23 protein-coding genes are annotated in these 23,001 nt (G+C 71.3%); 21 read left to right on the forward strand and 2 right to left on the reverse strand.

From position 1 onward, the window contains the following. The first annotated feature begins 32 nt into the window (after window positions 1–32). From dxr to AC1DZA_RS05095, 5 genes are all read left to right on the forward strand, one after another. Window positions 33–1,124, forward strand: a complete 1,092-nt coding sequence (gene dxr, locus AC1DZA_RS05075; RefSeq protein ID WP_476762457.1) for a 1-deoxy-D-xylulose-5-phosphate reductoisomerase — start codon at window positions 33–35, stop codon at window positions 1,122–1,124. 82 nt (window positions 1,125–1,206) lie between these two features. After that, window positions 1,207–2,532: a M50 family metallopeptidase gene (locus tag AC1DZA_RS05080; RefSeq protein WP_476762458.1), complete on the forward strand. Its 1,326-nt coding sequence runs from the start codon at window positions 1,207–1,209 to the stop codon at window positions 2,530–2,532. 91 nt (window positions 2,533–2,623) lie between these two features. Continuing rightward, on the forward strand, window positions 2,624–3,805 hold the full coding sequence (locus AC1DZA_RS05085; RefSeq protein ID WP_476771940.1) for a sensor histidine kinase: 1,182 nt from the start codon (window positions 2,624–2,626) through the stop codon (window positions 3,803–3,805). Next, window positions 3,802–4,467, forward strand: a complete 666-nt coding sequence (locus tag AC1DZA_RS05090; protein ID WP_476771941.1) for a response regulator — start codon at window positions 3,802–3,804, stop codon at window positions 4,465–4,467. Before AC1DZA_RS05085 ends, AC1DZA_RS05090 begins: the two co-directional genes overlap by 4 nt. A 130-nt stretch (window positions 4,468–4,597) precedes the next feature. Next, the gene (locus AC1DZA_RS05095; protein WP_476771942.1) at window positions 4,598–4,894 is read left to right on the forward strand and encodes an SHOCT domain-containing protein; all 297 of its coding nucleotides are present in this window, start codon (window positions 4,598–4,600) and stop codon (window positions 4,892–4,894) included. Window positions 4,895–4,990: 96 nt separating this feature from the next. Here AC1DZA_RS05095 and AC1DZA_RS05100 read toward each other — a convergent pair whose 3' ends face one another. Continuing rightward, window positions 4,991–6,277 carry a low temperature requirement protein A gene (locus AC1DZA_RS05100; protein WP_476771943.1) on the reverse strand — a complete coding sequence of 429 codons (1,287 nt, stop codon included), beginning with the start codon at window positions 6,275–6,277 and terminating at the stop codon, window positions 4,991–4,993. A gap of 92 nt (window positions 6,278–6,369) precedes the next feature. Further along, window positions 6,370–7,554, reverse strand: a complete 1,185-nt coding sequence (locus AC1DZA_RS05105; RefSeq protein WP_476771944.1) for an acetyl-CoA C-acetyltransferase — start codon at window positions 7,552–7,554, stop codon at window positions 6,370–6,372. 127 nt (window positions 7,555–7,681) lie between these two features. Between AC1DZA_RS05105 and AC1DZA_RS05110 the strand changes: the two genes are divergently transcribed. The 16 genes from AC1DZA_RS05110 (at window position 7,682) to ispG (ending at window position 22,992) form a co-directional block, all read left to right on the forward strand. Continuing rightward, entirely contained in the window at window positions 7,682–8,884 is a 1,203-nt protein-coding gene (locus tag AC1DZA_RS05110) for a substrate-binding domain-containing protein (protein ID WP_476771945.1), read from the forward strand. A 22-nt stretch (window positions 8,885–8,906) separates the two neighbouring features. Further along, window positions 8,907–9,662, forward strand: coding sequence for an ABC transporter ATP-binding protein (locus AC1DZA_RS05115; protein ID WP_476771946.1), 756 nt, complete (start codon window positions 8,907–8,909; stop codon window positions 9,660–9,662). Then, window positions 9,659–10,414 carry an ABC transporter ATP-binding protein gene (locus tag AC1DZA_RS05120; protein WP_476771947.1) on the forward strand — a complete coding sequence of 252 codons (756 nt, stop codon included), beginning with the start codon at window positions 9,659–9,661 and terminating at the stop codon, window positions 10,412–10,414. Before AC1DZA_RS05115 ends, AC1DZA_RS05120 begins: the two co-directional genes overlap by 4 nt. Beyond that, the gene (locus AC1DZA_RS05125; protein ID WP_476761082.1) at window positions 10,411–11,286 is read left to right on the forward strand and encodes a branched-chain amino acid ABC transporter permease; all 876 of its coding nucleotides are present in this window, start codon (window positions 10,411–10,413) and stop codon (window positions 11,284–11,286) included. The genes AC1DZA_RS05120 and AC1DZA_RS05125 overlap by 4 nt, the downstream gene beginning before the upstream one ends. Continuing rightward, window positions 11,283–12,461 (forward strand): branched-chain amino acid ABC transporter permease, encoded by a 1,179-nt coding sequence (locus AC1DZA_RS05130; protein WP_476771948.1) that lies wholly within the window; start codon window positions 11,283–11,285, stop codon window positions 12,459–12,461. The genes AC1DZA_RS05125 and AC1DZA_RS05130 overlap by 4 nt, the downstream gene beginning before the upstream one ends. Next, on the forward strand, window positions 12,454–14,019 hold the full coding sequence (locus AC1DZA_RS05135; protein WP_476771949.1) for a class I adenylate-forming enzyme family protein: 1,566 nt from the start codon (window positions 12,454–12,456) through the stop codon (window positions 14,017–14,019). Before AC1DZA_RS05130 ends, AC1DZA_RS05135 begins: the two co-directional genes overlap by 8 nt. Then, the gene (locus AC1DZA_RS05140) at window positions 14,016–14,699 is read left to right on the forward strand and encodes a TetR/AcrR family transcriptional regulator (protein WP_476761079.1); all 684 of its coding nucleotides are present in this window, start codon (window positions 14,016–14,018) and stop codon (window positions 14,697–14,699) included. The genes AC1DZA_RS05135 and AC1DZA_RS05140 overlap by 4 nt, the downstream gene beginning before the upstream one ends. Next, entirely contained in the window at window positions 14,696–15,442 is a 747-nt protein-coding gene (locus tag AC1DZA_RS05145; protein WP_476771950.1) for a 3-hydroxybutyrate dehydrogenase, read from the forward strand. Before AC1DZA_RS05140 ends, AC1DZA_RS05145 begins: the two co-directional genes overlap by 4 nt. After that, window positions 15,439–16,338, forward strand: coding sequence for an alpha/beta fold hydrolase (locus tag AC1DZA_RS05150; RefSeq protein WP_476771951.1), 900 nt, complete (start codon window positions 15,439–15,441; stop codon window positions 16,336–16,338). The genes AC1DZA_RS05145 and AC1DZA_RS05150 overlap by 4 nt, the downstream gene beginning before the upstream one ends. Next, window positions 16,335–17,105: a CoA transferase subunit A gene (locus tag AC1DZA_RS05155; protein WP_476761076.1), complete on the forward strand. Its 771-nt coding sequence runs from the start codon at window positions 16,335–16,337 to the stop codon at window positions 17,103–17,105. The genes AC1DZA_RS05150 and AC1DZA_RS05155 overlap by 4 nt, the downstream gene beginning before the upstream one ends. 1 nt (window position 17,106) lies before the next feature. Further along, window positions 17,107–17,751, forward strand: coding sequence for a CoA transferase subunit B (locus tag AC1DZA_RS05160; RefSeq protein WP_476771952.1), 645 nt, complete (start codon window positions 17,107–17,109; stop codon window positions 17,749–17,751). A gap of 8 nt (window positions 17,752–17,759) precedes the next feature. Then, window positions 17,760–18,818: an alpha/beta fold hydrolase gene (locus AC1DZA_RS05165; protein WP_476771953.1), complete on the forward strand. Its 1,059-nt coding sequence runs from the start codon at window positions 17,760–17,762 to the stop codon at window positions 18,816–18,818. Window positions 18,819–18,950: 132 nt separating this feature from the next. Continuing rightward, window positions 18,951–19,679 carry a hypothetical protein gene (locus AC1DZA_RS05170; RefSeq protein WP_476771954.1) on the forward strand — a complete coding sequence of 243 codons (729 nt, stop codon included), beginning with the start codon at window positions 18,951–18,953 and terminating at the stop codon, window positions 19,677–19,679. A gap of 182 nt (window positions 19,680–19,861) precedes the next feature. Beyond that, window positions 19,862–20,419: a hypothetical protein gene (locus tag AC1DZA_RS05175; RefSeq protein WP_476761073.1), complete on the forward strand. Its 558-nt coding sequence runs from the start codon at window positions 19,862–19,864 to the stop codon at window positions 20,417–20,419. Between the two features lie 229 nt (window positions 20,420–20,648). Then, window positions 20,649–21,785, forward strand: a complete 1,137-nt coding sequence (locus tag AC1DZA_RS05180) for a YihY/virulence factor BrkB family protein (RefSeq protein ID WP_476761072.1) — start codon at window positions 20,649–20,651, stop codon at window positions 21,783–21,785. Between the two features lie 76 nt (window positions 21,786–21,861). After that, window positions 21,862–22,992, forward strand: a complete 1,131-nt coding sequence (gene ispG, locus AC1DZA_RS05185; RefSeq protein WP_476761071.1) for a flavodoxin-dependent (E)-4-hydroxy-3-methylbut-2-enyl-diphosphate synthase — start codon at window positions 21,862–21,864, stop codon at window positions 22,990–22,992. The last annotated feature ends 9 nt before the right edge of the window (window positions 22,993–23,001 follow it).

Below are 23,001 nucleotides of genomic sequence, written 5' to 3' on the forward strand. Positions count from 1 at the left end.
CCCTATCCCGGTCGTCGCCCTACAGTGGGAACGTGCGCAGCGTCATCATCCTCGGCTCATCCGGTTCGATCGGCACCCAGGCGCTCGACGTCATCCGGGCGAACCCGCGACGGTTCGAGGTCGTGGGCCTCGCGGTCGGGTCGAACCGGGCGCTGCTCGAGCAGCAGGCGGCGGACTTCGGCGTCGAGCACACGGCGGTCGGGATCGACGAGGCCGTGCAGCTCGTGCGCGACGTGGACGCCGACGTCGTGCTGAACGGCATCACCGGATCGGTCGGCCTGGCGCCGACCCTCGCCGTGCTCGAGCGCGGCACGACACTGGCGCTCGCGAACAAGGAGTCCCTGATCGTCGGCGGCGACCTCGTTACGCGCATCGCCGCGCCGGGCCAGATCGTGCCCGTCGACTCCGAGCACTCCGCCATCGCCCAGGCGCTGCGATCGGGCACCGACGACGAGGTGCGCCGGCTGGTGCTGACGGCGTCGGGCGGTCCCTTCCGCGGACGGACTCGCGCCGAGCTGGCCGACGTCACGCCGGCCCAGGCGCTCGCCCACCCCACGTGGGACATGGGGCTCGTCGTGACCACCAACTCGGCGACCCTCGTGAACAAGGGCCTCGAGGTCATCGAGGCGCACCTGCTCTTCGACGTCGAGTACGACCGCATCGACGTGGTCGTGCACCCGCAGTCGATCGTGCACTCCATGGTCGAGTTCATCGACGGCTCGACGATCGCGCAGGCCTCGCCGCCCGACATGCGCCTGCCGATCTCACTCGGCCTCGACTGGCCCGATCGCGTCGGCGGCGTCGGTCGCCCGCTCGACTGGACGACCGCGACGAGCTGGACGTTCGAGCCGCTCGACGCCACGGCGTTCCCCGCCGTCGCCCTCGCCAAGCAGGTGGGCCGCGCGGGGGGCGAGTACCCGGCCGTCTTCAACGCCGCGAACGAGGAAGCGGTCGCCGCCTTCCACGCCGGCCGCATCGGCTTCCTCGACATCGTCGACACGGTCCGCGACGTGGTCGACGCGCACGAGGCGTCCTCCGACCGGCTCACGGTCGAGTCCCTCGCCGAGGCCGAACGCGCGGCGCGCCGCGCGGCGCAGGCGCACATCGCCCGAGTGGCCCGCTGAGGCGGATGCCGCGGGCTCGCGGCATCCGCTTCTCACAGCCGAACGACAGCGGGCACCAAGCCGGCGGCAGTACGCTCGGGGCGTGGATTCCGTGCTTCCCTTCATCCTGGGCGTCGTCATCATCGTCGTCGGCCTCGCCCTGTCGATCGGGCTGCACGAGATCGGGCACCTCGTGCCTGCCAAGCTCTTCGGCGTCAAGGTGACCCAGTACATGATCGGGTTCGGGCCGACGATCTGGTCGCGGCGTCGTGGTGAGACCGAGTACGGCGTCAAGGCCATCCCGCTCGGCGGCTACATCGCGATGATCGGCATGTTCCCGCCGGGCAAGGGCGAACGGGTGCAGGAGGACTCGACGGGCTTCTTCCGCGGCCTCGTGCAGGACGCCCGCGACTCGAGCATGGAGTCGATCACGGCCGGCGATGAGGATCGCGCCTTCTACCGGCTGCCCGTCTGGAAGCGCATCATCATCATGTTCGGCGGGCCGTTCATGAACCTGGTGCTCGCGGTGCTGCTCTTCGGAGTGCTGCTCATGGGCTTCGGCGTCGCGCAGGCCTCGACCACCGTCGGCTCGGTCTCGGCGTGCGCGCTGCCCGCGACGAGCGAACGGCAGACCTGCGAGTCCGGCGATCCGGCGGCGCCCGGTGCGGCTGCGGGCATCGCGCCGGGCGACCGCATCGTCTCGGTCGCGGGCCAGCCGATCGACACGTGGAACGAGTCGACCGCGATCATCCGCGACCACCCGAACGAGCAGATCGACATCGTCGTCGTCCGCGACGGCGAGGAGGTCACCCTCGCGGTCACCCCGATGCTGAGCGAGCGGTACCAGACCGACGCCGACGGGGTGGTGGTGACGGATGCCGCGGGCGAGCCGGTCACGGTGCAGGCGGGCTTCGTGGGCATCAGCCCCGCGACCGAGACCGTGCAGCAGCCCGCCACGGCCGTGCTGCCCGCCGTCGGCGAGAACGTCGCCGGCGTCGCCGGCATCATCGTGAACCTGCCGCAGCGCATCATCGACGTCGCCAACGCGGCGTTCGGTCCGGGGGAGCGCGACCCGAACGGACCGATCTCGGTCGTCGGCGTCGGGCGCGTCGCGGGCGAGATCGCGAGCCTCGACGAGATCCCGCTCGCGTCGAAGGCGGCCGGGCTCGTCGGCATCCTCGCGTCGCTGAACATCGCGCTGTTCGTCTTCAACATGATCCCGCTGCTGCCGCTCGACGGCGGCCACATCGCGGGGGCGCTCTGGGAGGCCATCCGTCGCGGGTTCGCGAAGCTGTTCCGGCGCCCCGACCCCGGGCCCGTCGACCTCGCGAAGCTCATGCCGCTCACGCTCGGCGTCGTGGTGGTCTTCGGTGCGATGAGCGCGCTGCTCATCTATGCGGACATCGTCAAGCCGGTGCAACTGCTCTGACCGTGCGGCACCTGCGGTACTCCTCGTGGAGTAGGCGATGAGCCTCCGACAGGCCGATCCGCAGCGGCGGCCCCGGAGATACGATCGGGGCATGCCCGCCACCCAGTCGGACGGTCGGCCCCACTGGGACGCGCGGTGGGACGGCCGGACCGACCGCTTCCGCCCACCACCCGGGGTGGTGCTCGGCGCCCCCGTGGTCATCAGCCTCCTCGTGCAGGTTCCCGCGGCGATCGGCATCGCCGTGTGGCTGCACCTCGGCTGGGCGGCCGGAGCCCTGCAGGTGCTGCTCGCCCTCATCGGGCCGCTCGCGCTGCTCGGGTCCCGCCGGTTCCCCGGGCCCACCGTGGCTGTGGTGTCCGCCGCCGCGCTGGCCGACCTCGTCACCGGCCCCGACGTGCGGCCGCCGTACGTCGCCCTCGCCTTCGCCATCGTGCTCGCCGTCGCCCGTGGGGCGGTGGTGTGGGCCGTGGTCTCCGTGGTGGCCGCGTGGGTCGCCGCGATCGTGCTCGGAGCCCTCATCGGGCTCGACTGGCATCCGTTCCGGATCGCCCTGACCACGCTGCTGCTCGCGGCGTGCTTCGGCATCGGCGCCTTCGTGCGCACCCGTCGGCAGCGCGCCGCCGCCTTCCGTGCCGAGGCCGACCGACGGCGCCAGACGGCCGAGCAGCGGGAACGTGTGCGCATCGCCCGCGAGCTGCACGACGTCATCGGCCACGCGCTCTCGCAGATCAACGTGCAGGCCAGCGTGGGGCTGCACCTCATGGACCGGGACCCCGAGCAGGCCCGCACCGCCCTGGCCAGCGTCAAGGAGACGTCGAAGACCGCGCTCGAGGAGGTGCGCAGCGTGCTCGGTGTGATCCGCTCAGACGGCGAGGCCCCGCTGGCGCCGCAGGCCGAGCTCGCCGAGCTGCCGCGGCTCGTGGCCGGCGTGCGCTCGCCGGGGTTCGAGGCGGAGCTCGTGGACCGGCTCGACGGCGCGCTCCCGGCCCGTGCCGCGCAGTTCGCGGCGTACCGCATCGCGCAGGAGGCCCTCACCAACGTCGTGCGCCACGCCGGCGCGACCCGTGCGGTGGTGGCGGTCGAGCGACTCGGTGACGAGCTGCTGCTCACCGTCGACGACGACGGCTCGGGGGCCGACGGCTCGGCGGAGGGCAGCGGCATCCTGGGCATGCGCGAACGGGCGGCGCTGCTCGGCGGCTCGGTGGAGCTCGCTCCGTCGCCGCGCGGCGGCACCCGGGTGACGGCCCGGCTGCCGTGGGGAGCGCCCTCGTGATCCGCGTCGCGCTCGCCGACGACCAGGTGCTCGTGCGCGCGGGCTTCCGTGCGCTGCTCGATGCGGAGGACGACGTCGAGATCGCGGGGGAGGCGTCGACCGGTGCGGACCTCCTCGCGCTCGTGCGCCGCGAGCCCGTCGACGTCGTGCTCATGGACATCAGGATGCCGGGCGGCGACGGCCTCTGGGCGACCGAGCAGATCGCCGCCGACCCGGGGCTCGCCGACGTGCACGTCGTCATCGTCACCACGTTCGAGCTCGACGAGTACGTCGCCCGCGCCATCCGGGCGGGGGCGAGCGGATTCCTCGTGAAGGACACCGAGCCCGTCGACCTCATCCGCGCCGTGCGGGTCGTCGCGAGCGGCGAGGCGCTGCTCTCCCCGGGCATCACGAAGCGCCTGCTGGAGCGCATGGCCGTCGGGCTCCGCGACGCCCCCGACGACGCCCGGCTCGACACCCTGACCGAGCGCGAGCGGGAGGTGCTGCGCCTCGTCGGGCACGGGCTCACGAACGACGAGATCGCCGCGCGGCTCGTGCTCTCCCCGCTCACCGCGAAGACGCACGTGTCGCGGATCATGGCGAAGCTGCACGCCCGCGACCGCGTGCAGCTGGTGGTCGTCGCCTACGAGTCGGGGCTCGTGGCCCCGGGCTGGCAGGAGTAGGCGCGGCATCCGCCATGCTCCCGGGGGAGCAGCGCAGGTGTCTCCACCGGTCGGATTCGCGGATGCCGCGACCCGGCGAGCATGGGTTCGACGGTCCACTCCCGGGCCGCGCGAACCAAGGGAACACATCATGCTCGCCACCCTCGCGACGACCGCGGTCGTCACCCACGCCGGCCCCTGGGCGGCCGGGTTCGGATGGGTCTTCTTCCTCATCCCGATCTTCTGGTTCCTCGTGATCGGACTGATCATCTTCCTCGTGACCCGCGGCCGACGCCGTGCATGGGCCGACGGCTCCTACGGTCCGCCGTGGGCGCGCGGCGGCAGCGCCGAGTCGACGCTCGGCGAGCGCTTCGCCAAGGGCGACATCGACGAGGTCGAGTACCGGGCGCGCCTCGAGGTGCTCCGCGCGAATCGACCGAACGCCTAGCGGCCGATCGACACGCGAGGGGCGGATGCCGCGGCATCCGCCCCTCGTCGTGTGCCGTCTCCGCGGCATCCGCTTCGCGCCCTGCGGACGCCGGAGTCAGTCGCCGAGCGCACGCCGCAGGGCTGCCGCCTCGTGCCGGTGGCCGACCGTCTCGTAGCCGACCACGACGACGAACGGCGACGCCGCCGTGATGAGGATCCCCACCCCGAAGCTCGCCCCGGCGGCCACGGCCGCGACCGCGAGCACCAGCACCACGACGCTGCCGACGAACAACCAGAGGTGGAAGGGGTCGAACTGCCGCAGCAGCAGCGAGTAGATGGTGAACAGCGCGATCATGAAGACGCCGACGGGCACGACGACGGTGAGCAGCGCCGGCACGAGGCCGATGTGGGCGACGCCCTCGATCTCGTAGGCCGCCACGTGCAGGCCCGCTCCCGCGCCTGCGAGGGCGATGAAGATGAAGTAGTGCAGGTAGCCCCACACGAACCCGCGCTCGCGGAAGCGCTGCAGCACCTTGCCCGACGGCATCGTGAAGTACACCCACCATAGGCCGAACGCGAGCGCCGTGCCGCCGAAGGCCACGGTGACGGCCTCGACCGACCAGTCCTGCTCGTCGATCACGGCCGAGATCGCGAGGATGGTGCCCAGGATGATCTCGCCGAGCGTGATGATGACGAGCAGTCCGTAGCGCTCGGCGATGTGGTGCGCGTGCCACGGCGTGCCGCCCTCGCGTCCGTGCTCGGCGACGTACGGCCCGACGAGTTCGAGCGCGATGAGCGCCGCCGTGATCGCGAGCGTCGGGACGAGCGGCACGTTGATGAAGATGACGGCGATCCAGCCGAGCTGGGCGATCGAGACGAAGACGGCGTAGGTGAGCGCCGTGCGACGGCGGGCGCCGTCGTGCTTCGCGGCGCGCAGCCAGAGGGCGATCGTGGCGACGCGCATGACGACGTAGCCGGCGACCACCACGCCGTTGTCGACGTGCTCGCCCCCGTCGAGCGAGTGGAACAGGTCGGGAAGGCCGAGCGCCAGGATCAGCACGCCGAGCATCTCGACCATGGTCGCGACGCGGAAGAAGATGTCGTCGTTGTCGTACGCCGACGCGAGCCACGAGTAGTTGATCCACGCCCACCAGATCGCGAAGACGGCGAACAGGAACCCGATGATCGCGGGCGTCCAGTGCCCGAGCTCGAGCAGGTGCGCCGTCTGCGCACCTGCCTGGCTGAAGGCGACGACGAAGGTGAGGTCGAACAGGAGCTCGAGCGGCGTGGAGGCGCGATGGGTCTCGTTCGGATCGCGGCCCACCATGCGCCGCAGGCGGTGGTCGAGGGGCGGCCGGGCGGATGCCGCGGTGCTCGCGTCCTGCGTCTGCTGATCGCTCATCGTGAGGCCCTCTCGGGGCGCACCGGCGGCGCCCGTCGCATCATGCTGCCACAGGCGCCGCGGGTGCCGCAGCGTGCGTCGGATCCGCTCGCTCAGCGCGAGAGCAGGAGCGCCTCGCCCTGCCCGCCGCCGCCGCAGAGCGCGACCGCGGCCAGGCCGCCACCGCGACGCGAGAGCTCGAGCGCGGCGTGCAGCGCGAGCCGCGCGCCCGACGCGCCGATGGGGTGGCCGAGCGCGATGGCGCCGCCGTGCACGTTGACGACGTCGGCCGAGAGGTCGAGGTCGCGCATCGACTGCAACGACACCGCGGCGAACGCCTCGTTGATCTCGACGAGGTCGAGGTCGGATGCCGCGGCGCCCTCACGCTCGAGGGCCGCCGCGATGGCGTTGGACGGCTGCGAGTGCAGGGAGTTGTCGGGCCCGGCGACCTGGCCGGAGGCGCCGATGAGGGCGAGCCAGGGAAGGCCCCGCGACTCGGCCCACTCGCGACTGGCGACCACGACCGCCGCCGCGCCGTCGGACAGGGGTGAAGAGTTGCCGGCCGTGATGGCGCCGCCCTCGGCGAAGGCCGGACGAAGGCGGCCGAGCACCTCGGCGGTCGAGTCGGGGCGCACCCCCTCGTCGGCGGCGACGACGACCGGGTCGCCCTTGCGCTGGGGCACCTCGACCGGCACGATCTCGTCGTCGAAGACGCCGTCGGCCTGCGCCCGTCCCGCGCGCGCGTGCGATGCGGCCGCGATCTCGTCCTGCTCTTCGCGGGTGAGGCCGTAGCGGGCGTTGAAGCGCTCGGTCGACGCGCCCATCGACTCCTGGTCGAACGCGTCGGTGAGGCCGTCGTAGGCGGCGTGGTCGAGCATCTCGACGCTGCCGTAGGCCCAGCCCTTGCGGGATCCCGGCACGAGCAACGGCGCCTTGGTCATCGACTCCTGGCCGCCGGCCACGATGACGGATGCCTCGCCGAGGCGGATCATGCGCGCGGCATCCGTGATGGCGACCAAGCCCGACAGGCAGACCTTGTTGATGGTGGTCGCAGGCACCCGCCACGGGATGCCGGCCGCGACGGCGGACTGCTTCGCGGGGTTCTGGCCGGCGCCGGCCTGGAGGACCTGACCCATGATCACGGCGTCGACGTCGTCGGGGGAGACGCCGGCGCGCTCGAGGGCGCCGCGGATGGCGGCCGTGCCGAGCTGCACCGCCGTCTGGCCCGCGAGGTTGCCGTTGATGCGGGCGAACGGCGTGCGTGCCCCCGCGATGATGACGACGTCGGGGATGCTCATGTTCCGGGACTCCTTCGTTCGGGTTGCGAGCGTTGCGTGTTCGACCCTATTGTACTTTCCTGAGACCTGAACCACCTGTCAGGTTCTGCAGCACACGTCCAGCCATTCACTGTTGAGAGGCACTCACATGCGGGTTACGAAGAAGTACCTCGCGACGGCCGTCATCGCCGCCGCATCCATTGCGCTCGTCGGGTGCGCCCCGACCGCGGCCACCGGCGGCGACGCCGGGGCGACCGACGCCGGAGCTCCGGTGAAGGTGGCGATGCTCACGAGCCAGACGGGGCCGCTCGCCGCGTACGGCGCCGCCTACACGGCGGGGTTCGAGGCCGGGCTCGACTACGCCACCGACGGCACCGGCGCCGTCGACGGCCGCGAGCTCGACATCGAGTGGGCCGACGACCAGGGCAACCCCGACACCGCGGTCTCCAAGGCCAAGGACTTCATCGGCCAGGGCTACCAGATCCTCGCGGGCACCGCGGCGTCGGGCATCGCGACGGCACTCGCCGAGCAGGCCGAGCAGAACAAGATCCTCTACATCTCGGGCCCCGCTGCGGCCGATGCGATCACCGGCGTGAACGACTACACGTTCCGGTCCGGCCGGCAGACCTACCAGGACGTCGCCACCGCCGGCACGTTCATCGGCGACCCCGACGGCAAGAAGGTCGTCGTCTTCGCCCAGGACAACGCGTTCGGCCAGGGCAACCTCGCCGCGGTGCAGGCCGTGCTCGGCGGCCAGGGCGCGAACGTCGAGGGCGTGCTCGTCGCCGAGGACGCCACCGAGTTCACGCCCTTCGCGCAGCAGTTGCTCGCCGCGTCGCCCGACCTCGTCTTCGTCGCCTGGGCCGGCGCCTCCTCGGGCGCCATGTGGACGGCACTCGCGCAGCAGGGCGTCTTCGACGCGGCACCGGTGGTCACGGGTCTCGGCGACGCGGCGACGTACGGCGCGTACGGCGACGCATCCGACGACATCTCGTTCCTCAACCACTACTTCGGCGGTGCGGCCGGCACCGACGCCGAGGCCGCCATGATCGAGTACCTCGAGACGAACGGCGAGACGCCCGACCTCTTCTCGCCCGACGGCTTCGTCGCCGCGCAGATGATCGTGCAGGCCGTGCGCGAGGGCGGCGACACCGTCGACGGCATGATCGACGCACTCGAGGGCTGGTCCTTCGACTCGGTCAAGGGCGAGATCACGGTGCGCGAGGAGGACCACGCCATGATCCAGCCCATGTACCAGGCCAAGCTCGTGCAGGACGGCGCGAACTGGGCGCCCGAGCTCGTCGACACCATCGAGGCCGAGACGGTCGCCCCGCCCGTCGCCGGCGAGTGACCGAACGGACCCGAGAGCAGCCATGACCGACCACCCGATGCTCGCCCTCGAGCACGTCGGCCTTCGCATCGGCGGGGCGCGCATCCTGCACGACGTGTCGCTCCCGGTCGTCGCGGGCGAGATGCTCGGAGTGATCGGCCCGAACGGCGCTGGCAAGACGACGCTCTTCAACGTGATCTCGGGAGTGGTGCGACCCACCGAGGGCGCCGTCCTCCTCGACGGCCAGGAGGTCACGCGGGAACCGATCCACCGGCGTGCGAAGGCCGGCCTCGGGCGCACGTTCCAGACGTCGAGCCTGTTCCCGGCGCTCACCGTGCTCGAGAACGTGCGACTCGCCGCCCAGGCGCATGCCGGCCACGCGGCATCCGTGTTCCGCACCCCGCGTCGCACGGATGCCGCGACCCGCGCCGCGCTCGACGCCCTCGCCGAGGTGGGCCTTGCCGATCGCGCCGATGCCGATGCCTCAGGGCTCGCCCACGGCGAGAAGCGCAAGGTCGAGATCGCCATGCTCATCGCCATGGATCCGAAGGTGGTCCTGCTCGACGAGCCGATGGCGGGGGTCGCGTCGGGCGACGTGCCCGCGATCACCGAGGTCATCCGGGGCCTCCACCGCGGCGGGCGCACCGTGCTCATGGTCGAGCACCACATGGAGGTCGTGCTCGGCCTCGTCGACCGCGTCGCGGTCATGCACCACGGCGAGCTCCTCGCCGTCGACACCCCGGAGGCCGTCATGGCGAACCCGACCGTGCAGTCCGCCTACCTGGGGGAGTCGGTGTGAGCGAGCCCATCCTCGTCGTCGACCGGCTGAGCGGCCGCATCGCCGGCCAGCAGGTCGTCGAGGACGTCTCCTTCGAGGTCCCGGCGCTCGGCGTCACGGCGCTCCTCGGACGCAACGGCGTCGGCAAGACCTCGACGATCAAGTCGATCCTCGGCCTCATCGAGCGCACGGGCGAGGTGCGCCTCGCCGGCACGCGCGTCGACCGACTGCCCACCCACCGGATCGTGCAGCGCGGCGTCGGCTACGTGCCCGAGGACCGCGAGGTCTTCGGCGCACTGACCGTCGCCGAGAACCTCCGCCTCGCCGAGCGCGACGACCGGCCGCGCCGCGACCTCGTCGATCGCCTCTTCCCCGACCTCGTGGAACGGCGGGCGCAACGTGCGGGCACGCTCTCGGGAGGACAGCAGCAGATGGTCTCCCTCGCCCGCGCACTCGTGAACGAGAACCGGCTGCTCCTCGTCGACGAGCCGACGAAGGGGCTCGCGCCCCGCATCGTCGACGAGGTGGCGGCGGCGCTCGCCGAGGCGGCGACCACCGTGCCGATCCTCCTCGTCGAGCAGAACCTGCAGGTGGTGCGCAGGCTCGCCGAGCGCGTCGTCGTGCTCTCGGGCGGCCGGGTGGTGTTCACCGGCGCGGCATCCGACCTGCTCGATGACGAGGACCGGATCCAGCGCTACCTGGGCGTCCACGACGCCGCAGACGGCAGGGATGCCCCGCACGAACGCGACGCCTCGAAGGGAGGGGCACGATGAGCACGCTGCTGCTGCTCCTCATCACCGGGCTCGGCCTCGGCGCACTGTACTTCCTCGTCGCCAGCGGCCTGTCGCTCATCTACGGGCTCATGGGCGTGCTGAACTTCGCGCACGGCTCGTTCCTCACGATCTCGGCGTTCCTCGGCTGGGAGGTCGGGCGCCGCGTCTCCGACGGCACCTGGGCGGGCCTGGCCGTGTCGGCCGTCGTCGGGATGGTCGTGGGCGCGGTCGTGGCCGCGGCGACGGAGTACCTCCTCATCCGCCGGCTCTACGAACGCCACATCGAGCAGGCGCTCGTCACCGTCGGCCTCGCGCTCGCGAGCGTGGCCCTGTTCGAGGGCATCTGGGGCACCGACCCGATCTACACGCAGAAGCCCGAGTGGCTCGGCCAGACCACCGAGATCCTCGGGGCGAAGATCCCGAACGACCGGTTCCTGCTCATCGCCTGCGCCGCGCTGGTGCTCGCCGGCATCGTGCTGTTCCTCCAGCGCACCCGGTACGGGCTCATCATCCGCGCCGGCGTCGAGAACCGGTCGATGGTCACCGCGCTCGGCATCGACGTCCGTCGGTCGTTCACGATCGTCTTCGCGATCGGCGGGGCGGCGGCCGGGCTCGGGGGCGTGCTCGCCTCGGTCTACTACGGCTACGTGTCGGCGCACCTCGGCTCGGTGCTGCTCATCTTCGCCTTCATCGTCACGGTGATCGGCGGGCTGGGGTCGCTCACCGGGGCGGCGATCGCGTCGGTGCTCGTCGCCGTGCTGCAGCAGTTCGCCAACTACTACCTGGGCGGCACCGGCGACCTCGTCGTGGTCGTCGCGCTCGCCGCGGTGCTGCTCGTGCGCCCGCGTGGACTCATGGGGAAGGTCGCATGAACCCGCAGAGAACGGATGCCGCGTCGCCGACGCGCGGGGTCGACCCCGTCGAGCGGGCCGACTCGGGCGAGCGCTCGGCCGTGGCATCCGGCCGTCGCACGCTACTCCTGATCGGCGGGGGCGTCGCCCTCGTCGTCGTCCTCGCCATCCTGCCGCTGCTCGCGATCGACCTCCCGGGCGTGCTGCCCGGCCCGACCTACACGCCCGGGACCCTGCAGCTGCTCGCCTACGCGATGCTCATCGCGGCGCTCGCCCTGAGCTACCGCATGATGTTCGGGCTCGCCGGCCTGCTCTCGTTCGGCCACGCGCTGTTCTTCGCCGCGGGCGCCTACGGGCTCGGCATGACCCTCGACGCGTTCGCGCCGGTCGGCTGGCCGAGCGAGCTCATCTTCGTCGGCTCGATCGCGGTCACGCTCGTGCTCGGCATCGTGCTGGCCGCGACCGTCGGCTCGCTCGCCCTGCGGGTCACCGGCATCTCGTTCGCGATGGTCACGCTCGCGTTCGCGCAGGCCGGGTCGGTGCTCATCCGGCGCAACCCGGGCGGCGCGACCGGCGGCGACGAGGGGCTCTCGCTCGACATCGAGCACGTGCCCGACGCGCTCGTGGGCGTGGTGAACACCCGGAACCTCTACTGGCTCGCGCTCGGCGTGCTCGTCTTCGTGTACCTGGTCGTGCTGTGGGTCGAGCGCAGCCGCGCCGGTCGCGTGGCCGAGGCAGTTCGAGAGAACGAACTGCGGGTGCGCGTCATCGGCCTGCGGCCCTACACCGTGAAGCTGCTCGTCTTCATCGTCGCGTCGGTGCTCGCCGCGATCGCCGGCATGGGCTACCTCCTGCTGCAGTCGGGCGCCTCGCCGCGCATCGCCACGGCGGACTTCACGCTCACGCTCCTCGTCATCGTGGTGCTCGGGGGAGTGGGCTATCGCTGGGGCGCGATCGTGGGCGGTATCGTCTACACACTGCTCGATCAGCGGCTCACGGCGCTCGCGGGCTCCGACGTCATCGCCGGACTGCCCGCCGTGCTCCGGGTGCCGCTGTCCGAGCCGCTGTTCATCCTGGGCACGCTGTTCATCCTCGTGGTGCTGTTCCTTCCCGGGGGGATCGCGGGAATCCCGCAGCGCATCAGCACGGGCCGGAAGCAGCATCCGGTCGAGACGGAGGAGGCCGTGGATGCCTGACGGCCTGAACACGCTCGGACGCTGGACCCGCGACCGGGCCCGCGCCACCCCCGAGCGCATCGCGATCGACGACCGCGGCGTCGTCGTGACGTATCGCGAGCTCGACGCCCGCTCGGAACGGCTCGCGGAGGCGTTCCGAGCGGCCGGCTACGCGATCGGCGACCGCATCGCGACCATCACCGGCAACAGCGCCGACCACGTCGTGCTGTTCTTCGCCTGTGCCAAGGCCGGCCTCGTGCTCGTGCCGCTGTCGTGGCGGCTCGCCCCGCGCGAGCTCGCCGAACAGCTCGAGATCGCCGACCCGGCGCTGCTCCTCCTCGAGAGCGAGTTCGAGTCGCTCGCCCGGGCGACGCTGGCGCGCCTGCCGCAGCGCATCCCCAACGCGCCGCTCGGGGCGCACGGGGTCGAGGCGGAGGTGCCCCCGGCCGCCGACGCCCGCCGCGCGGCATCCGGAACGCGTCGCGACGTCGCCGACGACGACGCGCTGCTCATCATCTTCACCTCGGGCACGACCGCCACTCCAAAGGGTGCAATGCTCACGCATCGCAACTGCTTCTTCACGAACCTCTCGCTCTCGCGCATCGCCGAGATCGGCGCGGCCGACACCGTGCTGGCGGTGCTCCCGCAGTACCACGTCGGCGGGTGGAACATCCAGCCGCTGCTCGCCTGGTGGACGGGTGCCACGGTCGTGCTCGAGCGCACCTTCGATCCCGGCCGGGTGCTGCACCTGATCCAGGAGCGCGGCATCACGACCATGATGGGCGTGCCCGCCAACTACCTGTTCCTCGCGCAACATCCCGACTTCGCCGGCACCGACCTGTCGAGCCTCGCGCACGCGATCGTGGGCGGCGCCCCCATGCCGCCCGCGTTGCTGCGCACCTGGCACGCACGCGGGGTGGCGCTCACCCAGGGCTACGGGCTCACCGAGGCGTCGCCGAACGTGCTGTGCCTCCCCGACGAGGACGCGCGCGTGCGCGCCGGCTCGGCCGGCAAGCCGTACCCCCACGTCGACGTGGCCGTCGCCGATCCCGCGACGGGCGAGCACCTCGACGGCGCGGCCGAGGGCGAGCTGCTCGTGCAGGGGCCGTCGGTGTTCGCGGGGTACTTCCGCGACCCGGCGTCGACCGACGCCACCCTCGTCGACGGCTGGCTCCGCACCGGCGACCTCGTGCGCCGCGACGCCGACGGGTTCTTCACGATCGTCGATCGCATCAAGGACATCTACATCTCGGGCGGCGAGGGCGTCGCCCCCGCAGAGGTCGAGGCCGTCCTCATGGGGCATCCGGCCGTCGCCGACGTCGCCGTGGTGGGCGTACCCGACGAGCGCTGGGGCGAGGCTGGCGCCGCCTGGGTCGTCGCGCACCGTGGGCGGGTGACGGATGCCGCGGAGCTGGTCGAGTTCGCCGCAGGCTCGCTCGCCCGCTACAAGGTGCCGCGCGAGGTGCACTTCGTCGATGAGCTGCCGCGGTCCACGGCGGGCAAGGTGCTGCGGCGGGTGCTCGCCGAGCGCACAGCCGGCTACACCGCGGCATCCGTCGGATCGGAGGAAGCGCGATGAGCGCCGCACCGCGCACCGCCCGCGGGGTCGAGACACGCCGCAGGCTGCTCGCCGCGGCCGAGCGCGTGTTCGCCGAGCACGGCTACCACGAGGCATCCGTCTCGCGCATCACCGATCGCGCCGGCGTCGGCCAGGGCACCTTCTACCTGTACTTCGACACGAAGCTCGACATCTTCAACGAGCTCGTCGAAGACCTGAACCGTCGTGTCCGCCAGGCCATGAGCGAAGGCTCTCGGGGCGCATCGAGCCGGCTCGAGGCCGAGCGGGCCGGCTTCGCCGCGTTCTTCCGGTTCACCGCCGAGCATCCGGCGCTCTACCGCGTCGTCCGCGAGGCCGAGCTCGTCTCGCCCGACGCGCTGCGGCTGCACTACACGCGCATCGTCGAGGGCTACATCGACGGGCTCCGCGACGCCGCCGACGACGGGGAGATCGGCGACATCGACCCCACGGTGGCGGCCTGGGCGCTCATGGGCATCGGCGAGATGATCGGCATGCGCTGGGTGCTCTGGGGCGACGGCGACGCGGCGCCCGGCGACGACGCCGACCCCACCGCGAGCGGCACCCGCGAGGTGCCCCAGCACGTGCTCGACGAGATGATGCGCTTCATCGGGGGAGCCCTCGGCCGCCCCGAGCTCGCAGGAGACCGGCGCGAGGACGCGCCCGACAAGGAGGAATCGTGACCGATCTCAGCGGGCGGCGCGCCGTCGTGACCGGTGGCGCGAGCGGCATCGGCGAGGCATGCGCGCGCGCCTTCGCGGCGGCCGGAGCGCACGTCGTGATCGCCGACCTGAACGGCGAGGCCGCCGAGCGGGTCGCCGACGAACTGGGCGGGGACGCCTGGCAGGTCGACCTCGGCGACACCGCTGCGCTCGCCGACCTCTCGCTCGAGGCCGACATCCTCGTGAACAACGCCGGGATCCAGCACGTGCGTCCGATCGAGGACTTCGAGCCCGAGCGGTTCTCGCTCATCCTGCGGCTCATGCTCGAGTCGCCGTTCCTGCTGATCCGCGCCGCCCTGCCGGGCATGTACGAGCGCGGCTTCGGCCGGATCATCAACATCTCGAGCGTGCACGGGCTGCGCGCGTCGGCGTTCAAGTCGGCCTACGTCGCCGCCAAACACGGCCTCGAGGGACTGTCGAAGGTCACCGCGCTCGAGGGCGGCCCGCACGGGGTCACGTCCAACTGCATCGACCCCGCCTACGTGCGCACCCCCCTCGTCGAGAAGCAGATCGCCGACCAGGCGCGCCTGCACGGCATCTCCGAGGAGGAGGTGGTGCCGAAGATCATGCTCACCGAGTCGGCGATCAAGCGCCTCGTCGAGCCGTCCGAGGTCGCGAGCCTCGCCCTGTGGCTCGCCGGCCCCGACGCCGGGATGGTCACGGGTGCGAGCTACACGATGGACGGCGGATGGAGCGCACGATGAGCGACACCGCATTCGCCGCGCCCGTCGCCGGCGGCTCGCTCGCGGGCGGACAATGGCGCCCGGATGCCGCGGGCACGCCCGTGCTCGCGGTGCATGGGATCACGGCCACCCACCGCAACTGGGACCTCTTCGCGGCGGCGCTCCCCGACCGGCGGGTGATCGCGCCCGACCTGCGCGGACGCGGACGCAGCCATTCCCTCCCGGCCCCCTACGGGCTGGTGCAGCACGCCGACGACCTCGCAGCGGTCCTGGATGCGCAGGGCGTCGAGCGGGTCTTCGTGGTGGGACATTCGATGGGCGCGTTCGTGTCGGTGCGCTTCGCCGAGCGGCATCCCGACCGTGTAGCCGGCCTCGCGCTCATCGACGGCGGCCTCCCGGTGCCCAATCCCGACGGCATCGCGCCCGACGACCTGCCGGCGGTGCTGCTCGGTCCCGCGCTCGAGCGGCTCTCCATGACCTTCCCGAGTCGTGGCGCCTACGTGGACTTCTGGCGGCGGCATCCGGCCCTCGGCCCGTACTGGAACAGCGCGATCGAGGCGTACGTCGACTACGACATCGTCGGCGAGGAGCCGTCGCTGCGCAGCTCGGCGAGCGCCGACGCGGTCGCCGTGAACGCGGTCGAGCTCGACGGCTCCGCGGGCTACGGCCGGGCCCTCCTGGCGGCTCCGGGCCCGGTCGACTTCTTCCGCGCGCCCCGCGGCCTGCTCGACGCGGCGCCGCTCTATCCCGAGTCCATCGTCGCCGAGTGGGCCGAGCGGATGCCCCAGCTCGTCGTCCATGACGTCGTCGACGTCAACCACTACACCATCGTCATGTCGGAGGCGGGTGCGGGTAGCGTGATCCCCGTCATCCGCGCCCGCATCGAGGCGACGGACACACAGGAAGGTGCATCGTGACACTCGACAAAGTCGTCGGGTCCGCTCAAGAGGCGGTCGCCGACATCCCATCAGGAGCCAGCCTCGCCGTCGGCGGGTTCGGACTCTGCGGCATCCCGATGGTGCTGATCCAGGCGCTGCTCGATGCGGGCGTCGACCGGCTCTCCGTCGTCTCGAACAACTGCGGCGTCGACGACTGGGGCCTCGGCGTGCTGCTCGCGCAGCAGCGGATCGCCAAGATGACCTCGTCGTACGTGGGGGAGAACAAGGAGTTCGAGCGCCAGTACCTCTCGGGCGAGCTCGAACTCGAGCTGACGCCGCAGGGCACCCTCGCAGAGAAGCTCCGTGCGGGCGGCAGCGGCATCGCGGCGTTCTTCACGCAGACGGGAGTCGGCACGCAGGTCGCCGAGGGCGGGCTGCCGCGGCGCTACCAGTCCGACGGGTCGATCGCGATCGCGAGCCCGCCGAAGCCCGTGCAGACGTTCGAGTTCGCCGGCGAGCCCCGTGAGTTCGTGCTCGAAGAGGCGATCACGACCGATTTCGCCCTCGTGCACGCCTTGAAGGGCGACCGCTTCGGGAACCTCGTGTTCGACAAGTCGGCGCGCAACTTCTCGCCCCTCGCCGCGATGGCCGGGCGCGTCTGCATCGCGCAGGTCGAGGAGCTCGTCGAGCCCGGCGACCTCGACCCCGACGCCGTGCACCTGCCCGGCATCTACGTCGACCGCATGATCGTGGTCGGCACCGACATCGAGAAGCGCATCGAGCGGCGCACCGTGAGGGAGAACTGAGATGGCGCTGACGCGATTCGAGATGGCCGCCCGGGCCGCCCGGGAGCTCGGCGACGGCTCCTACGTCAACCTCGGCATCGGGCTTCCCACGCTCGTGCCGAACTACGTGCCCGAGGGCGTCACCATCCTGCTGCAGTCGGAGAACGGCATCCTCGGCGTCGGGCCGTACCCGACCGACGACCAGGTCGACCCCGACCTCATCAACGCCGGCAAGGAGACCGTCACGGTGCTCCCGGGCGCCGCCTACTTCGACTCCGCCACGAGCTTCGGCATGATCCGCGGCGGCAAGATCGACGCGGCCATCCTGGGAGCCATGCAGGTGTCGGCCACGGGCGACCTCGCGAACTGGATGATCCCCGGCAAGATGGTGAAGGGCCCCGGCGGCGCGATGGACCTCGTGCACGGCGCGCGCCGGCGCATCGTGCTCATGGAGCACGTCGCGAAGGACGGCTCGCCGAAGATCGTGAACCAGTGCTCCCTGCCCCTCACGGGCAAGGGCGTCGTCGACCGCATCATCACCGACCTCGCCGTCATCGACGTCACCTCCGATGGCCTCGTGCTCGTCGAGTGCGCGCCGGGCGTCACCGTCGACGAGGTCGTCGCCGCCACCGAGCCGCCGCTCGACACCAACGCCGTGTCGGAGTGAGCGCGGCGATGCTCGAGACGATCTTCCCCGGCATCCGGGCGCAGCGGGTCACCACTCCGCGACTCACGGCCAACGTGCTCGAGCGCGAGGCGGATGCCGCGGCCGATGTGGTGCGCACCGTTGTGTTCGTGCACGGCAACGTGTCGTCGTCGCTGTTCTGGCAGCCGACGATGCTCGACCTGCCCCGCGGCATCCGTGCCATCGCCGTCGACCTGCGCGGATTCGGCGACAGCGACCCGCTGCCCGTCGACGCGAGCCGCGGCGTGCGCGACTTCTCCGACGATGTCGCGTCGGTGATCGACGAGCTCGGTCTCGGTACCGTGCACCTCGTCGGGTGGAGCATGGGCGGGGGCGTGGCGATGCAGCTGTTGCTCGACCGCCCCGAGCTCGTCGCCAGCCTGACGCTGCAGTCGACGGTGTCGCCCTACGGGTTCGGCGGCACGGCCCTCGATGGCTCGCTGCTGACGACGGATGCCGCGGGCACGGGCGGCGGGGGAGCGAATCCCGACTTCGTGGCGAGGCTGGCCGCGGGCGACCGATCCGACGACCAGGGCTCGCCGCGGGCGGTGTACCGCTCGAGCTATGTCGCGCCCGGATTCGCGTCGGAGTACGAGGACGTCTGGGTCGAGTCGATGCTGTCGACGCGCACCGGCCTCGACCACTATCCCGGCGACGCGACACCCTCCGATTCGTGGCCGGGCTTCGCGCCGGGAACCCGCGGCGTGCTCAACACGATGGCGCCCACCGTGTTCGACACGTCGGCCATCGTCGAGGTGGAGCCCAAGCCGCCCATCCTCTGGATCCACGGTGCGCAGGACGCGATCGTCGGCGACGCGTCGTTCTTCGACCTCAACCAACTCGGCAAGGCCGGCATCATCCCGGGCTGGCCCGGCGACGACGTCGCCCCCGCGCAGCCGATGCTCGCGCAGACCCGGGCGGTGCTCGATCGCTACGCCGCCGAGGGCGGCGCGGTCAGGGAGCTCGAGCTCGAGCACTGCGGCCACTCGCCCCACCTCGAGAAGCCGGCCGAGTTCCGGGCGGCGCTGCTCGAGCTGCTCGACGCCTGAGCGGCGCTCGGGGGCGGACGACGAAGTGTTGCCGATTCGTTGCGCGCCCTCGTGAGCCTGCGGGTCGCGCTGGTGGCATGATCTTCGCACGGGCATCGGACGGATGCCTCCGCTTTCCTGATTCGGAGTTCCATGCCGCGTTTCACTGCAGCCCGAATCTCGCTCGTCGCCGCGCTGCTGCTCGTCCTCACCGGATGCGCTGCGCCGTCGACGGTCGTGTCGCCTTCGCCGGCCTCGCCGGCGGCTGCGGCGTCTCCGACGCCGACCCCGACTGCGATGGCCGACCCGTTGACGACGGTGACGACGCTCGTGATGCGTCCCGAGGCGCTGCAACTCGTCGACCGGTCGGGTGAAGTCGTCGCGGAGCTGGGTTATCTCTCCGAGGCGTCGGAGTCGCTGGACGCACTGGCAGAGGTCTTCGGGTCGGAGCCGATCGACGAGGAGTACCGGGGCGGCAGCCATGATGCTCCCAGCACCGCCCACCGCTGGGCGGGCTTCACGCTCTGGGAGATGCGCTACGTCGACAACTGGGCCGACGTGGAATCGGCCGGGTCGAACCTCTACCTCCCTGCGTTCCGGGTGCAGTTCACGGCTCCCGAAGCATTCGGCGTCGCGCTGACCGACCTCGGCGGACGCCAGGTCGGCGGGTCGTGGGCGGACCTGACGAGCGATCCCGCGATCCAGACGAACCCGTCGGGCTGCTCGGGACCCTACGTGGACTTCATCTCCCAACCCGAGACGTGGCCCGACGGCACCGAGCACGTGCAGAAGGTGAGTGTCGACTTCCAGCCCGATGAGGCCGAGGCCTTCATCGCGCGGATCGGCGCGCCCATGTCGGTGCACGAGGACGGCTGCGCCTGATGAGCCGCGTGATCCGGACCAGTGCCCTCGCGGCTGTGGCCGTCATCCTCGCCATGGCGTTCACCGGGTGCATCGGGGACGCGCCCCCGGCTGAGACCGGTTCGTCCTCGACGCCCTTCGCTGAGTCGGGCCCGACGCCGACCGGAGGCGAAGGAGGTGAGCCGGTCATCGCCACGATCGTCGTGCGTCCGGAGCAGCTCGACCTGCAGGACGCCTCGGGCGCCGTCGTGCAGACACTCTCCTACGATCTGACGGCCGAGGAGATCGTCGGCGTTCTGAGCGTGGCCTTCGGTGGGGAGCCTGTGGTCGAGGAGTTTCCCGGGCGCTGCTGCGAATCGCGGCCGGCCACGGTCTTTCGCTGGGACGGATTCCAGGTCCGCGACGATCACATGGGCCAGTTCGCCGAGGACGACCGGTCCGTGTGGATACCCGATGACCGCCCCGACTACGTGGACATGAACCTGTTCGTGCAGGTTGCCGGTCCTGAGGCGCGCGGCGTGGCCATCACGACCACCCCGGGCTTCGCGGTGGGCGGGGACCTCGAGGAACTCGCCGCCGGGCTCGGGCAGCCGCATCCCGACGGCCCGTTCGTCGAGATCGCCGTGGAGACCGGGCCCGAGCTCGGCCCACCCGAGATCGAGGGAAAGGTGAACGCCTACTCGGTCGTCGTGCAGGCTCCGGGGAGCGAGTCGGAGGTCCAGATCTCGGCGCCTGTCAATATCGGCGTCGGCCGAGTCTGAGGCGGACGCCACTGCGCCAGATCGGCCTGGCCTGAGCGGCATCCGTTCGCGCGAGTCCGAGGAGGAACGGCCCGCACTATAGCGGCTGGTTCTCGGCGGCGGGAGGGTCTATCGCCGCTTCGAGCCGCATCGAACACTGGAAGCACGGGCCGAGCACGCCCGGAGAGGTCGGCGCCCTTCCGTCCGGCATGACGTCGCCTCGTCGCATCCGTGGATCGAGGAGGACATCGTGGACGAGAAGGGGACCAGCCAGGAGCGGTCGGACGCACCGTCGCCCGACGACAGCCGCAAGCCCGACTCGCCTGGCGACGTGACGAAGCGCTCGTGGAAGTACGTGTTCCGCAAGAGCTTCCGCGAGTTCGTCGACGACCAGTGCCCCGACCGCGCGGCGTCGCTCACCTACTACGGCGTGCTCGCGCTCTTCCCGGGCCTCTTGGCGCTGACCTCGCTGCTCGCGCTCGTCGGCCAGGGCCAGCGCGCGATCAACGGACTCTTCAAGATCGTCGAGCAGTTCGCTCCCAGCGACGCCCTCGACATCATCCGTGAGCCGATCGAGGATTTCAGCGCATCGCCGGCGGCGGGCCTCGGCTTCGTCACCGGACTCCTGATCGCCATCTGGTCGGCTTCGGGATACGTCGGCGCCTTCAGCCGCGCGATGAACCAGATCTACGAGATCGACGAGGGCCGCCCGTTCTGGAAGCTGCGGCCCATGCAGCTCCTCGTCACCATCATCACCCTCGTGCTGGTCGTCATCATCGCGGTGATCCTCGCGATCTCGGGACCGGTCACGGATGCCCTCGGGGACGCGCTCGGCGTCGGCCAGGCCGTGAGAGTCGTCTGGGAGATCGCGAAGTGGCCGGTGCTCGCGCTCGCGCTGATCCTCGCCATCGCGATCCTGTACTACGCCACGCCGAACGCGAAGCAGCCCAAGTTCCGCTGGATCAGTCTCGGCGCAGTGATCGCCATCGTCGCCCTCGTCATCGTGTCGGCGGGCTTCGCGCTCTACGTGGCCAACTTCGCGAACTACGACCGCACGTACGGGTCGTTCGGCGGGGTCATCGTCTTCCTGCTCTGGCTCTGGCTCGCGAACTGCGCGTTGCTCTTCGGTGCGGAGTTCGACGCGGAGCTCGAACGCGGGCGTGAGCTGCAGGCGGGCATCGAGGCGGAGGAGGACATCCAGCTCCCGCCGCGCGACACCCGCAAGAGCGAGAAGGCCGAGAAGAAGGAGCAGGAGGACATCGAGCTCGGCCGGCAGATCCGGCTCGAGCACGAGGGCGATGGGGACGGGAGCGGGGACCACGACGGCGATGGGACCCGGAAGGACGACGCCGCGACGCAGGATGACCGCGATCGCGCCCGGAGCTGAGGGAGCATCCGTTCGATGGAGACCGCGCCCAGCGGGCCGGACGTAGACTCGACACGTGCCTGCTGTGAATCTCGGAATGCCCAAAGTCCCTGAGGTCCTGGCCCCGCGACGCAAGTCGCGCCAGATCAAGGTCGGCAAGGTGCTCGTCGGCGGCGACGCGCAGGTGAGCGTGCAGTCGATGACCACGACGCCCACGCCCAACATCAACGCGACGCTGCAGCAGATCGCCGAGCTCACGGCGTCGGGCTGCGACATCGTCCGCGTGGCGGTGCCGAGCCGGGACGATGCCGAGGCGCTGCCGATCATCGCCAAGAAGAGCCAGATCCCGGTGATCGCGGACATCCACTTCCAGCCGAACTACGTGTACGCGGCCATCGACGCCGGATGCGCCGCGGTGCGCGTCAACCCGGGCAACATCCGCAAGTTCGACGACCAGGTCGGCGAGATCGCGCGCCGTGCCAAGGCGGCCGACGTCTCGATCCGCATCGGCGTCAACGCCGGCTCGCTCGACCCGCGCCTGCTGCAGAAGTACGGCAAGGCCACGCCCGAGGCGCTCGTCGAGAGCGCCGTGTGGGAGGCGAGCCTCTTCGAGGAGCACGACTTCCACGACTTCAAGATCTCGGTGAAGCACAACGACCCCATCGTCATGGTGAAGGCCTACCGGCTCCTCGCCGAACGCGGCGACTGGCCGCTGCACCTCGGCGTGACCGAGGCCGGCCCGGCGTTCCAGGGCACCATCAAGAGCGCGACGGCGTTCGGCATCCTCCTCTCCGAGGGCATCGGCGACACGATCCGCGTCTCGCTGTCGGCACCGCCCGTCGAGGAGGTCAAGGTCGGCCTGCAGATCCTGCAGTCACTGAACCTCCGCGAGCGCCGCCTCGAGATCGTGTCCTGCCCGTCGTGCGGGCGCGCGCAGGTCGACGTCTACAAGCTCGCCAACGACGTGACCGACGGGCTCGAGGGCATGACCGTGCCGTTGCGCGTGGCCGTCATGGGCTGTGTCGTGAACGGTCCGGGTGAGGCCCGCGAGGCCGACCTCGGCGTGGCATCCGGCAATGGCAAGGGGCAGATCTTCGTCAAGGGCGAGGTCATCAAGACCGTGCCCGAGTCCGAGATCGTCGCGACGCTCATCGCCGAGGCGAACCGCATCGCCGACGAGATGGGCGCGGATGCCCCGGTCGGCTCGCCCGAGGTCCTGACGCCGTAGCGCGGCCCG

Source organism: Agromyces sp. P2_B3 (assembly GCF_056404815.1).

Coding starts and splice junctions, on each gene's coding strand:
- AC1DZA_RS05085 (WP_476771940.1), top strand. CDS start 2,624: ATGCCCGCCACCCAGTCGGACGGTCGGCCCCACTGGGACGCGCGGTGG.
- AC1DZA_RS05095 (WP_476771942.1), top strand. CDS start 4,598: ATGCTCGCCACCCTCGCGACGACCGCGGTCGTCACCCACGCCGGCCCC.
- AC1DZA_RS05100 (WP_476771943.1), bottom strand. CDS start 6,277: ATGAGCGATCAGCAGACGCAGGACGCGAGCACCGCGGCATCCGCCCGG.
- AC1DZA_RS05105 (WP_476771944.1), bottom strand. CDS start 7,554: ATGAGCATCCCCGACGTCGTCATCATCGCGGGGGCACGCACGCCGTTC.
- AC1DZA_RS05110 (WP_476771945.1), top strand. CDS start 7,682: ATGCGGGTTACGAAGAAGTACCTCGCGACGGCCGTCATCGCCGCCGCA.
- AC1DZA_RS05115 (WP_476771946.1), top strand. CDS start 8,907: ATGACCGACCACCCGATGCTCGCCCTCGAGCACGTCGGCCTTCGCATC.
- AC1DZA_RS05125 (WP_476761082.1), top strand. CDS start 10,411: ATGAGCACGCTGCTGCTGCTCCTCATCACCGGGCTCGGCCTCGGCGCA.
- AC1DZA_RS05130 (WP_476771948.1), top strand. CDS start 11,283: ATGAACCCGCAGAGAACGGATGCCGCGTCGCCGACGCGCGGGGTCGAC.
- AC1DZA_RS05135 (WP_476771949.1), top strand. CDS start 12,454: ATGCCTGACGGCCTGAACACGCTCGGACGCTGGACCCGCGACCGGGCC.
- AC1DZA_RS05140 (WP_476761079.1), top strand. CDS start 14,016: ATGAGCGCCGCACCGCGCACCGCCCGCGGGGTCGAGACACGCCGCAGG.
- AC1DZA_RS05150 (WP_476771951.1), top strand. CDS start 15,439: ATGAGCGACACCGCATTCGCCGCGCCCGTCGCCGGCGGCTCGCTCGCG.
- AC1DZA_RS05160 (WP_476771952.1), top strand. CDS start 17,107: ATGGCGCTGACGCGATTCGAGATGGCCGCCCGGGCCGCCCGGGAGCTC.
- AC1DZA_RS05165 (WP_476771953.1), top strand. CDS start 17,760: ATGCTCGAGACGATCTTCCCCGGCATCCGGGCGCAGCGGGTCACCACT.
- AC1DZA_RS05170 (WP_476771954.1), top strand. CDS start 18,951: ATGCCGCGTTTCACTGCAGCCCGAATCTCGCTCGTCGCCGCGCTGCTG.
- ispG (WP_476761071.1), top strand. CDS start 21,862: ATGCCCAAAGTCCCTGAGGTCCTGGCCCCGCGACGCAAGTCGCGCCAG.